Annotated in this window: 11 protein-coding genes, 1 tRNA gene, 1 other RNA gene, 1 pseudogene and 1 other annotated feature; of the genes and pseudogenes, 5 read left to right on the top strand and 9 right to left on the bottom strand. The window is 40.6% G+C overall.

The features are described from left to right. Positions 1-4: 4 nt before the first annotated feature. From dnaX to tadA, 3 genes are all read right to left on the bottom strand, one after another. The gene (gene dnaX, locus CKW02_RS00140) at positions 5-1,717 is read right to left on the bottom strand and encodes a DNA polymerase III subunit gamma/tau (RefSeq protein WP_003218100.1); all 1,713 of its coding nucleotides are present in this window, start codon (positions 1,715-1,717) and stop codon (positions 5-7) included. 329 nt (positions 1,718-2,046) lie between these two features. Next, positions 2,047-2,311: signal recognition particle sRNA large type (gene ffs / locus CKW02_RS00135), an RNA gene on the bottom strand. A 76-nt stretch (positions 2,312-2,387) separates the two neighbouring features. Then, positions 2,388-2,864 (bottom strand): tRNA adenosine(34) deaminase TadA, encoded by a 477-nt coding sequence (tadA, locus tag CKW02_RS00130; protein WP_003218102.1) that lies wholly within the window; start codon positions 2,862-2,864, stop codon positions 2,388-2,390. A 79-nt stretch (positions 2,865-2,943) separates the two neighbouring features. Between tadA and CKW02_RS00125 the strand changes: the two genes are divergently transcribed. The 4 genes from CKW02_RS00125 (at position 2,944) to CKW02_RS00110 (ending at position 6,204) form a co-directional block, all read left to right on the top strand. Then, the gene (locus CKW02_RS00125; protein WP_003218117.1) at positions 2,944-3,498 is read left to right on the top strand and encodes a cysteine hydrolase family protein; all 555 of its coding nucleotides are present in this window, start codon (positions 2,944-2,946) and stop codon (positions 3,496-3,498) included. Between the two features lie 99 nt (positions 3,499-3,597). Beyond that, positions 3,598-4,845 carry a glycosyl hydrolase family 18 protein gene (locus CKW02_RS00120; protein ID WP_229200378.1) on the top strand — a complete coding sequence of 416 codons (1,248 nt, stop codon included), beginning with the start codon at positions 3,598-3,600 and terminating at the stop codon, positions 4,843-4,845. Between the two features lie 79 nt (positions 4,846-4,924). After that, positions 4,925-5,548 carry a deoxynucleoside kinase gene (locus CKW02_RS00115; RefSeq protein ID WP_003218080.1) on the top strand — a complete coding sequence of 208 codons (624 nt, stop codon included), beginning with the start codon at positions 4,925-4,927 and terminating at the stop codon, positions 5,546-5,548. Further along, positions 5,545-6,204, top strand: a complete 660-nt coding sequence (locus CKW02_RS00110) for a deoxynucleoside kinase (RefSeq protein WP_003218104.1) — start codon at positions 5,545-5,547, stop codon at positions 6,202-6,204. The genes CKW02_RS00115 and CKW02_RS00110 overlap by 4 nt, the downstream gene beginning before the upstream one ends. Before the next feature lie 88 nt (positions 6,205-6,292). Here the strand turns inward: CKW02_RS00110 and CKW02_RS00105 are convergent. From CKW02_RS00105 to pdxS, 5 genes and pseudogenes are all read right to left on the bottom strand, one after another. Further along, positions 6,293-6,385 (bottom strand) — tRNA-Ser (locus CKW02_RS00105). Positions 6,386-6,514: 129 nt separating this feature from the next. Continuing rightward, positions 6,515-6,850: pseudogene (locus CKW02_RS20670) on the bottom strand (methyl-accepting chemotaxis protein); the annotation flags it as partial. Between the two features lie 597 nt (positions 6,851-7,447). Then, on the bottom strand, positions 7,448-8,722 hold the full coding sequence (serS, locus tag CKW02_RS00095) for a serine--tRNA ligase (protein WP_003218092.1): 1,275 nt from the start codon (positions 8,720-8,722) through the stop codon (positions 7,448-7,450). Positions 8,723-8,771: 49 nt separating this feature from the next. Beyond that, positions 8,772-8,988 (bottom strand) — a binding site (T-box leader). A gap of 53 nt (positions 8,989-9,041) precedes the next feature. Further along, positions 9,042-9,632: a pyridoxal 5'-phosphate synthase glutaminase subunit PdxT gene (pdxT, locus tag CKW02_RS00090; RefSeq protein ID WP_003218086.1), complete on the bottom strand. Its 591-nt coding sequence runs from the start codon at positions 9,630-9,632 to the stop codon at positions 9,042-9,044. 20 nt (positions 9,633-9,652) lie between these two features. Next, positions 9,653-10,537: a pyridoxal 5'-phosphate synthase lyase subunit PdxS gene (gene pdxS / locus CKW02_RS00085; protein ID WP_003218112.1), complete on the bottom strand. Its 885-nt coding sequence runs from the start codon at positions 10,535-10,537 to the stop codon at positions 9,653-9,655. A gap of 245 nt (positions 10,538-10,782) precedes the next feature. Here pdxS and pdxR point away from each other — a divergent pair, with 245 nt between their 5' ends. After that, complete coding sequence (gene pdxR / locus CKW02_RS00080; RefSeq protein WP_003218114.1) at positions 10,783-12,261, top strand: MocR-like pyridoxine biosynthesis transcription factor PdxR; 1,479 nt, start codon at positions 10,783-10,785, stop codon at positions 12,259-12,261. A 41-nt stretch (positions 12,262-12,302) separates the two neighbouring features. On the opposite strand, the gene CKW02_RS00075 is transcribed toward pdxR, so the two are convergent. After that, entirely contained in the window at positions 12,303-13,628 is a 1,326-nt protein-coding gene (locus CKW02_RS00075; RefSeq protein WP_003218098.1) for a D-alanyl-D-alanine carboxypeptidase family protein, read from the bottom strand. Positions 13,629-13,659 lie beyond the last annotated feature (31 nt).

The raw sequence follows: 13,659 nt of genomic DNA, 5'->3' as shown, positions 1-13,659 counted from the left end.
TTTATTAATCTTTAATTTCTATTAAATCGGTTCCTACTAACTTCTTTGCTTCTGCAATCAATGGATCCTCTTCAGCAGAAGTCCCCTGACCATCTGCCTGTTCATCCGGCTGATGATCTCTTAAAAATTCTTCTCTTATTTTACCCCATTGAGCGTCAGGAACGCCAACTAATTCCACTCTTTTCCCTAACATAGACTCTAATAGCTGCTCAAGGTTGGTTCGAACACCACTTTTATCTTCAGCAACCATTTTACAGTGTATTTCAAACTTGAATTTTAAAACAAAGGCATGAGTAGCAGCAGCAACTGGTTCACTATCCGTTAATAGTGCAGCGTGAGACACCTTATTCTGCTGTTTCAAGTGGGCAAGGAGTTCTCCCCACTTACCTTTAATTTTTTCTAGCTCTGGACGTTTTGCCTCTTTTAGAATTTCGTGAATTCGACCGACAGGTGCACGGTATCCATTTTTGTTACTCGTTTGTGGTCGAGGTGCTTCCTTTTTTTCTTGAGGATGATGAGAATGAGACATTGGCACACCCTCAGCTCTTATCCTAGATAGCTCCTGTTCCAACCTGTCTATTTTATCCGTTAGCGTCGTTAAATCAGCGTTAGCATGAGCTTGTGGTATTCCAGCCGTTGACTGACATAGCTTGACAACAGCTACCTCAAAGAAAATCCTTGGATGATTCGTCCATTTCATTTCTTGGTGACTTTTATTCAGCACTTCAATTGTTTCATATAGAAATTGAGGTGTCACACGATCCGAAAGCGTCACGAAATTTTCATCGACCTTTACCTTTTCAAGGACCCCTTCCAGATCTGGTGCTGTTTTATAAAGCAGCATATCTCTAAAGTAAAAAATCATGTCCTCTATTAATTTAGCAGCATCTTTCCCCTGCTGAAGTAATTCATTTAAGGTATCTAACGCCACGGCAATATTTTGATCAAAAATTGCTTCGGCTAGCTGACTAATGAATTGCTGAGAAACAGCTCCTGTAATGAGCAGCGCATCATCAATTGTCAGTTGCTCACCACTAAATGAAATTGCTTGATCTAAGAGGCTTAGTGCATCACGCATACCACCATCAGCTGCACTAGCGATAATCTCGAGCGAGCCCTCTTGGACATTTAGGCTTTCTGCATCTACAATTTTCTGCATTCTTCCAACAATATCTTTTGTCGTGATTCGTTTAAAATCAAATCTCTGACAACGAGATATGATGGTAAGAGGAATCTTATGAGGCTCTGTGGTAGCCAAAATAAAGATACAATGAGCGGGCGGCTCCTCTAACGTTTTAAGGAGGGCATTAAACGCCCCGATAGAGAGCATATGTACTTCATCTATAATATAAACCTTATATGTAACCGCCGAAGGAGCAAATTTCACTTTATCACGTATATCACGGATTTCATCTACTCCGTTGTTTGAGGCAGCATCTATTTCGATCACATCTGAAATCGAGCCGTTTGTAATCCCTTTACAGGCATCACATTCATTACAAGGTTCACTCACAGGTGACTTTTCACAGTTCACTGCCTTCGCAAAGATTTTAGCAGCGCTTGTTTTACCTGTTCCTCTAGGACCTGAAAATAAGTAAGCATGAGAAAACTTCTTCTGCAAAAGGGCATTTTGCAACGTTTTTGTGATGTGTTCTTGTCCAACAACATCCTCAAAAACTTGAGGTCTGAACACTCGATACAAAGCTTGATAACTCACAAATACGCCCTCCTCCATTTATCATCTTTTTTATTATACATGATGCACCGATCAATTCAAAAGCACACCTTTATTTTCTAATAAACGAAAATGATGATTTCAACTATAGTTTTTCTACTTTCTATGAACCAAAAACCTGTTTTCTAGATTTTCGAATTGATCTGCCACACCACGAGGAACACTAGTTCCCGCTGCGATTAATAAAAAACAAAAAAACTCTAAAAAGATTTTTTGGCTATTTGTATAAACAAAGCAGCTGAACTATTCTTTAAACAGCAACAAAAAACTCACCTAGATTAACTAGATGAGTTACATTTAATATTGATTTACCGTGCACCTTCTGTCGATTCGCTACCCCAAGCGTTACTTAAACAGTTAGCTCGGCCCAGGCAACCCTGCGGCACATGAGAGGTTTCACTTAATGCTGCTTCCTTCCGGACCTGACATGGTTCATGAATTCCCATTGCGCAGGACCCAGACGTCAACACCACTTATTTAAGGCAGACCTTGAAGTAAACGAACCTTGAGAAGGGATTCGGCCTCGCTAGAGCGGATTGCGAGTACAGGGCACCGCTACCTCCCCGCTTAGCACGGCAAAATGAATATTAAATTGTTAGTGACGCAGACATAAGTATACCTTCTTATAGCCGAAATTGCAAACGACATCCATTCATTTACTTTTGGCTTGTTTCTTTCGCTGACGGAGATTTCGGAAGAACTGACTTAACAGCTCACCACACTCATTTTCAAGTACACCACCAATGACTTCAGACTGATGATTGAACCGTTCATCATCCAGTAAATTCATTAAAGTACCTGCACATCCACCTTTTGGATCGTATGCACCAAAAACGACCTTTTTCACTCTAGAAAGGACAATCGCTCCCGCACACATAGGACATGGTTCAAGCGTCACATAAAGTACAGCATCCTCTAAACGCCAGCTTCCAGTCGTTTTACACGCTTCATCAATGGCAAGTAATTCTGCATGTGCAATTGAACGCTGCTCTGTTTCCCTTAAATTATGAGCTCGGCTCACAATTTGGTCATCAACAACGATGATGGCACCGATTGGTACTTCTCCTATTTGTTCTGCTTTTAAGGCTTCAGAAATAGCTTCTTGCATAAACTGTTCATCTCTCGTCATAGCTCGGCTCTCTTTTCATGTTTTTTAAAAGGATATTGAGGTTAACATATTAGCACAATCTTTTAAAGGGGGTCTTACTTTGTCAAAGCACCAAAAGGCACTGCTTATTATCGACATGATTAATAATTTTGATTTTGAAATGGGACATGTGCTCGCTGATAAAACAGAGCAAATGACCAATAAGATTTTAGCTCTTAAAGATCATGCTTTCAAGGAAAATTGGCCGATCATCTATATCAACGACCACTATGGTCTCTGGAAGGCTGATATTCAAGCTGTGATGGAAACATGCAAAAATGAAAGAAGCGCCCCTATTTTAGAGAAAATGGCACCATCTAAAGATGATTACTTCTTAATTAAACCGAAGCATTCTGCCTTCTATGGAACTGCATTAGAGACACTCTTAAATGAATTAGGTGTACAAGACATCATTTTGACCGGAATTGCAGGAAACATTTGCGTTCTGTTCACTGCAAATGACGCATACATGCGAGAATACAACTTAATTGTACCTGAAGATTGTATCGCATCAAATGACGACAGAGACAACGAATATGCTTTAACGATGATGGAGAACGTTCTACTAGCAAAAATCACCACTGCTAAAGAGATCACGAATGAAAATCAAACATGATTTATCCATAACCCTCATAAATTGTTAGCAATAACAAAGGGGGCGTTGACTATTCAAATTTATGTTGTCAAAAGAGGAGATACTTTAAACGAAATTGCCATGCGTTTTAAAACAACAGTCAATGAAATCATCCGTACCAACGATATTGAAACACCAAATCAACTCGTCATTGGACAAACAATTGTCATTCCAATTAGAGGTCAATTTTATGAGGTCAAACAAAATGACACACTTTATCAAATTGGAAGACGATTTCGAATTTCAGTGGAAGAGTTGGCACGTGTGAATAGAATACGGCCTGAAGCGATACTTCCTATTCGCTTCTTGCTCTATATCCCTCAAAGACCGAAAAGGAACATTAACTCGAATGCTTACATTGAACCACGGGGAAATCAAGTCAGTGAAAACTTAAAACAAGCAGCTAGAGAGGCCTCTCCATATTTAACGCATTTAGGCGCCTTTAGTTTTCAAGCGCAAAGAGATGGAACACTGAAAGAACCACCGATAGATCAGCTACCTCAAATAGCCGCTCAGAGCAGAACCGTTTTATCCATGGTGGTGACTAACCTAGAGAATGATAAATTCAGTGATGAACTTGGGCAAATTCTTTTGAATAACCAATCTGTCAAAGCCACATTTTTAAATGAAATCGTTCGTGTTGCAAAAAAGTATCAATTAAAAGAAATCCATTTTGATTTTGAATATTTACGTCCCGCTGATAAAGATGCCTACATTCAATTTTTAAGAGAGGCAACAACCCGTTTCCATCAAGAAGGATGGACAATATCTGTTGCACTTGCCCCTAAAACAAGTAGTCAGCAAAAGGGAAAATGGTATGAAGCTCATGACTATGAAGCCATTGGGAAAATCGTCGATCATGTTGTATTAATGACCTACGAATGGGGATACAGCGGCGGCCCTGCGCAAGCAGTCTCTCCCATTGGACCTGTCCGCCAAGTCATTGAATATGCACTGACCGTTATTCCAGCAAATAAAATTGTTATGGGCCAGAACTTATACGGCTATGATTGGACGCTTCCTTACGTTCAAGGCGGCCCTATTGCTAAAGCTGTCAGTCCCCAACAAGCGATTGCAATTGCTAGAAATAATAATGCCTCCATTCTATATGACGAAACAGCACAAGCACCTTATTTTCGTTATACAGATGCCAATAATAAAGAGCATGAGGTATGGTTCGAAGACGCTAGATCAATTCAAGCAAAGTTCAACCTCATCAAAGAGTTAAACTTGAACGGAATTGCTTATTGGAAATTAGGTCTATCCTTCCCTCAAAATTGGCTCTTATTATCAGATCAATTCAATATTGAAAAAAGAACGACATCGTAATCCGTTCGCTCTATCTCTCGGCAGGGGTATGGTACAATATACATTGGTTTGACAACTTTATAGATAGAGGAGAACGCCTATGTATCCTGCCCCTTTTATTGCAGTGGAAGGCCCAATTGGAGCCGGAAAAACAACTTTGGCTACAATGCTTGCGAAGGAATTTCAATTTCCATTAGTAAAAGAGATTGTAGAAGAAAATCCATTCTTAGATAAATTTTATGAAGATATGGAACAATGGAGCTTTCAGCTTGAGATGTTCTTTTTATGCAATCGGTTCAAACAATTAGAATCTATTCAAGAAAACTATGTGAATCAACAGCAGCCGATTGTCACTGATTATCATGTCTATAAAAATATGATATTTGCAGAAAGAACATTATCAAAAAAGCACATGGACAAATATAGAAAGATCTATCACCTGCTAACAGATGATCTTCCTAAACCAAATGCCATCATCTATATAAAAGCCAGCCTTCCTACCTTACTTGAAAGAATACAGATGAGAGGACGCTCTTTTGAAGAAGACATTGAACCGGCTTATTTAAAAACACTCATTGAAGATTATGAGCTGGCCATTGAACATTTAAAACAGACTGACCCAGGGCTTCCTATCATTACAATTGAAGGAGATCATACAGACTTCGTTTCCTCACAGCAAGATTACCAGCAAATTGTACAGAACATAAAGGAGCAAGTGCTATGAACAATATCGAAATACCAAAGGATGCAGTGATCACAATCGCCGGGACTGTTGGTGTCGGAAAATCAACTATGACTAAAACAATAGCGGACAAGCTAGGCTTTCAAACCTCTCTTGAAAAAGTAGATGATAACCCATATTTAGAGCCCTTTTATTCAGATTTCCAAAGATGGAGCTTCCATTTACAGGTCTATTTCCTAGCTGAGCGTTTTAAGGAGCAAAAGCGGATTTTTGAATCTGGTGGAGGGTATGTGCAAGATCGTTCAATTTATGAGGACACTGGCATTTTCGCAAAAATGCATGCGGACAAAGGTACGATGTCTGAAGTAGATTATGAAACGTATACAAGTCTATTCGAGGCGATGGTGATGACACCTTACTTCCCTCACCCTGATGTTCTCATCTATTTACACGGGGATTTAGATCATATTTTACATCGTATTGAGGAACGCGGCAGAGAGATGGAAACTCAAACGGATCGAGCCTATTGGGAAGAAATGTACACGCGATACACGGAATGGATCGAACAATTCGATTTATGTCCAGTGATTAAAATTAACATTGAAGATTATGACTTACTTCATGATGAAAGCTCACTTGATCCCATTCTTCATGAAATAGCTTCTGTTATTCAAAAAAATCGCTCTAAAACAAAATAAAAAAACCGCTGCATTTCGCGAATGCAGCGGTTTGACAATTCCAATTTTTATGCTTGCGTTTCAATTCAACTAAGGTAAAAAATCAATATGGCGGAGGAAGAGGGATTCGAACCCCCGCGGGCTTTGACACCCCTGTCGGTTTTCAAGACCGATCCCTTCAGCCGGACTTGGGTATTCCTCCGTATCGACAAGAATTAATATACCATATCGATTTATTTCAAGTCAACATCTTTTCGAAAAAAATTTCAATAAGTTATTTTGGCATGAGAATCTGCCCATAAAAAAGCAGCCATCGACGGCTGCTCTTGATCTATTTTGTATCCTGTCTAATCTCTTCAATAAAATGATTCATCTCTTCTTTAAACTCATTTAATGATTCAATAATTTTCGTAAAGTCTGTCACTTGTTTTGCTTGTTCATTTGTTGAACTGCTGATTTGTGAGATGTTTTCAGACAAAGTGCCAATGCTGTCTTGGATCTCTTTTAAGAAGGTATTAATGGTTTCAGCCGCTTCCTTTGAGCCATCTGATAATTTACGAACTTCATCAGCTACGACAGCAAACCCTTTTCCATTCTCTCCTGCTCTTGCTGCTTCAATTGCAGCATTTAGGCCTAGCAAATTGGTTTGTCTAGCAATCCCGCCAATGGTTTTGACGACTTCTTCAATATTTGCAGATTTCTCTTCCGCTCTTCCTGCCTGTTCGCTTATTTCTAAACTTGTGGCAGCCAGCTCTTGTGAATGCGCAGCAATTTGCTCAATTCCACTTTGAAGTTCTTTCGCTACATCATTGATATGCTCCATGTAACCACTTAATTTCTTTTCACGATGATGTGAAAATGCCACTAAAAAAGAGCCAATTACTTTTCTATTTTCATCAAAAATCGGGTAACCTTTTACTGCAATTTCATAACCATATAAAGACTCTGGTAAATGACCGTCATATTCTTGTCCTCTTAATGTCGTCGCCACGTTTTGGTCTTCTGGGTTCAATGGGTCCCCAACCTTCATGCCAAAATCTATTGTTTTAGACGGATAGTAACAAAGCACCTTCTCTGTATCAGTGATGCCGAAAAGGATACTTTCATCTAGAACTTTTCTAATTAATTGAGCCATTTCAACATAATAGTCAAGCCTATTCAAGGTTATTCCTTCTTTCCTAGAAGCTTTTAGTATTTCTATCGGCTAAATTTAGGAAAACTGTAGGACTTTTGGGAAAAAGAAATAAGATGCCATAACGGCATCTTATTTAATTACTTCTTTATTTCCCATATAAGGACGCAGTACTTCAGGAATAATCACAGTACCGTCCTCTTGTTGATAGTTTTCTAAAATGGCCGCCACGGTTCTTCCTACTGCTAAACCAGATCCATTTAATGTGTGCACATGTTCTGGCTTGGCTTTAGGCTCTGGACGGAATCGAATGTTTGCACGTCTTGCTTGGAACGCTTCGAAGTTACTGCAAGAAGAAATTTCACGATACGTATCTTGGCTCGGAATCCATACTTCGATGTCGTATTTTTTCGCAGCCGTGAAGCCTAAATCTCCGGTACACATGCTCATGACACGGTATGGCAGGTTTAATAGCTGTAGGACTTTTTCTGCTTGGTTTGTTAGTTTCTCTAATTCTTCATAAGAATCTTCAGGTCTTACAAATTTCACAAGCTCTACCTTATTAAATTGATGCTGACGGATAAGTCCGCGTGTATCTCTGCCGGCAGATCCAGCCTCTGATCTAAAGCAAGCACTGAATGCTGCATAATTGATTGGCAGCTGTTCCCCTTCAAGAATTTCATCACGGTGCATGTTGGTAATAGGTACTTCAGCTGTTGGAATGAGGAAATAATCCTCTTCACGGATTTTAAAGGCATCCTCTTCGAATTTTGGAAGCTGTCCAGTCCCTGTCATGCTTGCTCTATTGACCATGTAAGGAGGAAGCACTTCAGTAAAACCAAACTCATCTACATGCAAATCGAGCATAAAGTTGTATAGTGCGCGCTCTAAGCGTGCGCCAAGCCCTTTATAAAAAACGAAACGGCTTCCTGTGACTTTTCCTGCACGTTCAAAATCGAGAATGTTTAGTTCATCCGCTACGTCCCAATGTGGCTTTGGCTCAAATGAGAATGCCGGCTGTTCGCCCCATTTTCTCACTTCCACGTTGTCATCTTCTGTTTCCCCAACGGGTACAGTGTCATGAGGGATATTCGGAATAGAGAATAGGATGTGCTGCAAGCTTTCTTCTACTGTTCGTAGCTCATCATCCAGCTTCTTAATCTCATCTCCTACCTCACGCATTTCTTGAATAATGTGATCGGCGTCTTTCTTTTCTCTTTTTAGAACAGCCACTTGCTGTGATACTTCATTTCTTCGGCTCTTTAATACTTCTGTTTTTCCGATTAATTCTCTTCTTTTTTGATCCAGCTCACCAAACTTATCAAAATCTGCTAAATCTTCGCCTCGGTGTGCTAATTTTTCTTTGATTTGATCAAAGTCCGTGCGCAGTTGTTTAATATCCAGCATGTGTAACACTCCTTTTTTTATCGAAAAATAAAAAGAGCCCTCATCCCATGAAAGGGACGAGAGCTCTCGCGTTGCCACCCTGATTGAAAACATGCAGAAGCATGCTTTCCTCTTTCCTCTGTAACGGTATCACCGTAAATGCTTACTTCACGTGTTTCAGCATTTCGCTCAAGGATGGATTCAGACTGCATCTTTCACCGATTCGCACCAACCATCGGCTCTCTGAGAAAGAGGGGCTTCTTACTATTTCCCGTCAACGCTTTTTCGATCTTTGATTGTGATTTTAATGTACTATAAGTTTTATCTCTTTTCAACCGTTTTATACAGCGAGCTTCGTTTTATAGGACTTCACCATTTCAACAAACAGCTGTGTTAACCGGTGGTCGTCTGTCAGCTCTGGATGAAAAGAACAGCCTAAGATATTGTTTTCCTTCGCCATCACAATCCTGCCATCATGTTCAGCCATGATATCTACGCTCTCATCTGCGCTGATGATATGAGGCGCACGGATGAACACTCCTGTAAACGGCGCATCCAGTCCTTTTACTTCTAATTCTGCTTCAAAGCTGTCTACCTGTCTGCCAAATGAATTCCGTGCAACAGATACATTTAACAGTCCAAGATGAGCATCGTCTCGATCTTCTATATGCTTTGCCAGCATAATCAAACCGGCACATGTTCCGAAAATCGGTTTCCCTTCTGCAGCGAACGCTTTGATCGGTTCAATGAATTGGTACGTATCCATGAGTCTTCTCATCGTCGTGCTTTCTCCACCAGGGATAATAAGACCGTCCACAGATGCTAGCTCTTCTGCTCGTTTGATGATCTTCCCTTCTGCAGCGCAAGCTTCAATCGATTGAATATGCTCTCTCACGGCTCCTTGAAGCCCTAGTACACCAATTGTTAGCATGTTCGTTTGCGCTCCCTTAATTACCAGCCACGCTCTTGCATACGCTCTTCTGGCAGTAGATTTGAGATTTCAATTCCTTTCATGGCTGTTCCAAGCTCTTTTGAAAGCTCTGCAATGAGACGGTAATCTGTGAAGTGAGTCGTTGCTTCAACAATTGCTTTTGCAAATTTCGCTGGATTGTCTGATTTAAAAATACCAGATCCAACAAATACACCGTCTGCTCCAAGCTGCATCATTAACGCAGCATCTGCTGGTGTCGCAACGCCTCCCGCTGCAAAGTTAACAACAGGGAGCTTGCCATCTTTTTTGATTTGAAGCAATAATTCATACGGTGCTCCTAGGTTCTTCGCTTCTGTCATCAGTTCATCTTCATTCATTGATGCTACTTTACGAATCTGAGCATTGACCTTTCTCATATGACGGACAGCTTCTACAATGTTGCCTGTTCCAGGCTCCCCTTTTGTACGAAGCATAGAAGCGCCTTCTGCGATACGACGGGTTGCTTCACCTAAATCACGGCAACCACAGACAAAAGGTACTGTGTATTCATTTTTATTTAAATGGAATTCCTCATCTGCGGGCGTCAGCACTTCACTCTCATCGATATAATCAACACCAAGTGCTTCAAGAACACGAGCCTCGACGATATGGCCGATACGTGCTTTTGCCATGACTGGAATCGTTACTGCATTTTGTACTTCTTCTACGATTCTTGGGTCTGCCATACGGGCAACACCGCCGGCTGCACGGATATCAGCTGGTACTCGTTCTAGTGCCATAACTGCCACCGCACCTGCTTCTTCTGCGATCTTCGCCTGTTCAGCATTGACGACATCCATAATGACGCCACCCTTTTGCATTTCTGCCATTCCACGTTTCACTCGTTCAGTTCCCTTATTGCTCACAATAGTTTCCTCCCATTTGTCAATTCGATTGATTTACCCCTTTATCATACAAGCGAGACAGTATAACAATAAAGAGAATAGTATAACAATTCAATCAGCCGAAAAAATAGCTTAAACCCTTGTATATAAACGATTACCTGCTAAAAATATGTCATTCTTTCTTTGAAGTGTCATTTACATGCTATAATGCAACTATAACAATTCAAATTCATGTATAACAATTTTGCACTCAATGGAGGTTTCTCATGCATATTGATATCCATCGACATTCTGATACATCGCTTTCAAATCAGATTTACTTTTCTATCATTGATCATATCCAATCGGGTTTGCTTCAACAGGGAGATAAGCTGCCAACTGTACGTGATTTGGCAAAGCAGTTGAATGTGAGTCTTGTCACGGCAGCAAAGGCATACACTCGGCTGAAGGACGACGGATATTTAACGACTGTGCAAGGAAAAGGAACGTTTGTGGATGAGTTGCAAAAGCAGTCAGAGATTCCGGTTCCGTCATCTACCTCTTTTGATTGGCAGTTATCCATTCCGGATTATTTACCACGGTCTCAATTTGCGCAGTATCACTATGTCGAAGAAGCGATCAACCTTTCTTCCTCTATGATCGATCCAGGGCTTTTGCCAAACCGTTATTTAGAAAAAGAAATGCAGCATGTCCTAGCCAGACATCCTCAAATCATGTCAAAGTATGGGGAAATTCAAGGGGATCTTCAGCTTCGGCAGGTCATTCAGTCTTTTTTAGAAAAGCTGGATGTGCCTTCTACTCCTGAGAATATCTTAGTAACTAGTGGTTCTCAGCAAGGGCTTGATTTGGTCGCACGTGCGTTTATCGGTCCTGATGATGTAGTTGTCATGGAAGCACCGACCTATCCAGGCGCCATTGATGTCTTTATGGGGAGAGGGGCAAGAATTATTACAGTCCCGGTTGATCATGAAGGAATGAACATGAAGCAGCTTCAAAGCATTTGTGATAAATATAAACCAAAGCTCATCTACACGATTCCTACTTTTCACAGTCCAACAGGCGCCAGTATGTCAATGAAACGCAGAAAACAACTTCTCTTACTGGCTCAAAGTATTGATTGTCTGATTGTAGAGGATGATCCTTATCGTGAGCTTTATTTCGAAAAGAAGCCGCCAGCACCTATCAAAAGTCTGGATCATGATGGACACGTCATTTATTTACGAGGTTTAAGTAAAACACTTGCTCCAGGATGCAGAATTGGGATTATCACTGCTTCAGGCTCGATATTTAATCGTTTATTAGCTGCAAAGGCCAATAATGATTTAGGCAGCCCTCTTCTCACACAAAAAGCTATTCTGCCATTTCTGACTTCAAAGAAAATGATTGATCATACGAAAAAGCTGAGAACCGCCTTGAAGGTGAGACGTGATTTAATGATAGATGTGTTAACGAAGAACGCACCAAAAGATGTGACGTGGCAAATTCCTCAGGGTGGGCTCAATTTGTGGCTTAGCTTTCCTTCCTGGGTTGATACACGTGCACTGCTGCATGAGGCACGTAAACAGCAAATCACCTTTCTGCCTGGCTCTGTGTGCTATCCTGGAGAGCCGAAACAAAACTATATCCGCCTCAGCTTTTCTTATGTGAATGAAAAGGCACTGACCGAGGGAGTGGAAAAGTTATGTGGTATTTTTCAGCAAGCCTTGTCCACTCCTCAAAATCACAAACAATCGCTTTTCTTTTAACGATAAAAAAACTGCTCTCATGCATAGAGAGCAGTTTTTTATTAGAACCAACCTTTTACTGTGTCAACGATTCCGCCCCAAATGCCAGCGAAGAATCCACCTACACCACGCATTGCAAGGATGAACCAGTTTGCTTTTTCATCGCCTGTTTTCGTTATAAGCTCAACACCTGATTGATCTTTATTCAAATAGCCGTAGTCCTTCTCATCACCAGAATAAGAAGTCGTCAGCATGCCTACCTTCGTTCCTTTTTTAATAGGAGCTTCGAGTTTTGTTTTCTCGATATTTACTTTTGCTTTAAAGCTCTTTTCGTCGCCATTTTTTACCGGCACAGAGAAAGCTTCTTTCGTAACGACAGGTACTTCTTTGTCTTTGCCTTTGTCGACTTCGATGTTTTCATGTCCTTTGATCTGTTGACCTTTTTTGTACATTTCTTTCATCGTGAAGTTTTTAAACGCATAATCGAACAGTTTTTTCGCCACGTCAAAACGTGCTGTATGAAGATTACCTTTTGCATTCAAGATCACTGCGATGACACGCATGTCACCTTGCTTAGCGGTACCTGTGAAGCTAGAACCAGCTGAATCTGTAGAACCTGTTTTCAGACCGTCTACACCTTTATATTCCTTCACAAGTCCTTTAAGCATGAAGTTCCAGTTAGGCATGTCCATTTCATCGTCTGTGCCTTCTCTGAACTTTGTTTTCGCAATACTTGATGTTTCAAGAATTTCTGGGTGGTCTTTGATGAGATGCTGTGCAAGCAATGCCATATCTTTCGCAGATACTTCACTTTCTTCATCAGGACCTGTACCTTTTGGCTGTTTGCCATGTAAGTCTTTATTTTCTAGTCCAGTTGCATTCACGAATTTGTAGTTTGTTAAACCTAATTCTTTCGCTTTTGCGTTCATTTTTTCAACGAACTTCGATTCTGATCCAGCAATCACTTCTGCTAAGCCAATTGCTGCTGCATTTGCCGAATAAATAGCCGTTGCTTGATAAAGTTCTTTCACTGTATACGAGCCATCTTTTCTCAAAGGAACGTTTGATAAACTGCGGTCCTGAGAAATTTCGTATACATAATCATCTGGCGTATACGTTTGATCCCATTTCACTTTGCCTTCAGCAATCGCTTCTAGTAAAAGATACTCTGTCATCATCTTTGCCATACTTGCAATAGGCAGTCTTTGCTCTGCGTTTTTACTATAAAGGATCTTACCTGTAGAAGCTTCAATTAGGATCGCTGCTTTCGCATTCACATTGAATGGATCTTCAGCTGCTTTTGCTTTGGACATTGGTGTAAATGCTGTCACAATCAATGCCAGTGCAAGGATAGAGACCATAAGCTGTTTCAATATCTTGCTGTTCAATCGTCATACCTCCGTTATCATCTTTTTTCGA

Origin of the sequence: Bacillus pumilus (assembly GCF_900186955.1) — a bacterium.
Lineage (GTDB): Bacteria > Bacillota > Bacilli > Bacillales > Bacillaceae > Bacillus > Bacillus pumilus.
Note: the sequence above shows the minus strand (reverse complement) of the source record. Positions and strands in the feature narration are given on the sequence as shown.

Coding starts and splice junctions, on each gene's coding strand:
- tadA (WP_003218102.1), bottom strand. CDS start 2,864: ATGACGAGAGATGAACAGTTTATGCAAGAAGCTATTTCTGAAGCCTTA.
- CKW02_RS00120 (WP_229200378.1), top strand. CDS start 3,598: ATGCGTTTTAAAACAACAGTCAATGAAATCATCCGTACCAACGATATT.
- CKW02_RS00115 (WP_003218080.1), top strand. CDS start 4,925: ATGTATCCTGCCCCTTTTATTGCAGTGGAAGGCCCAATTGGAGCCGGA.
- CKW02_RS00110 (WP_003218104.1), top strand. CDS start 5,545: ATGAACAATATCGAAATACCAAAGGATGCAGTGATCACAATCGCCGGG.
- serS (WP_003218092.1), bottom strand. CDS start 8,722: ATGCTGGATATTAAACAACTGCGCACGGACTTTGATCAAATCAAAGAA.
- pdxT (WP_003218086.1), bottom strand. CDS start 9,632: ATGCTAACAATTGGTGTACTAGGGCTTCAAGGAGCCGTGAGAGAGCAT.
- pdxR (WP_003218114.1), top strand. CDS start 10,783: ATGCATATTGATATCCATCGACATTCTGATACATCGCTTTCAAATCAG.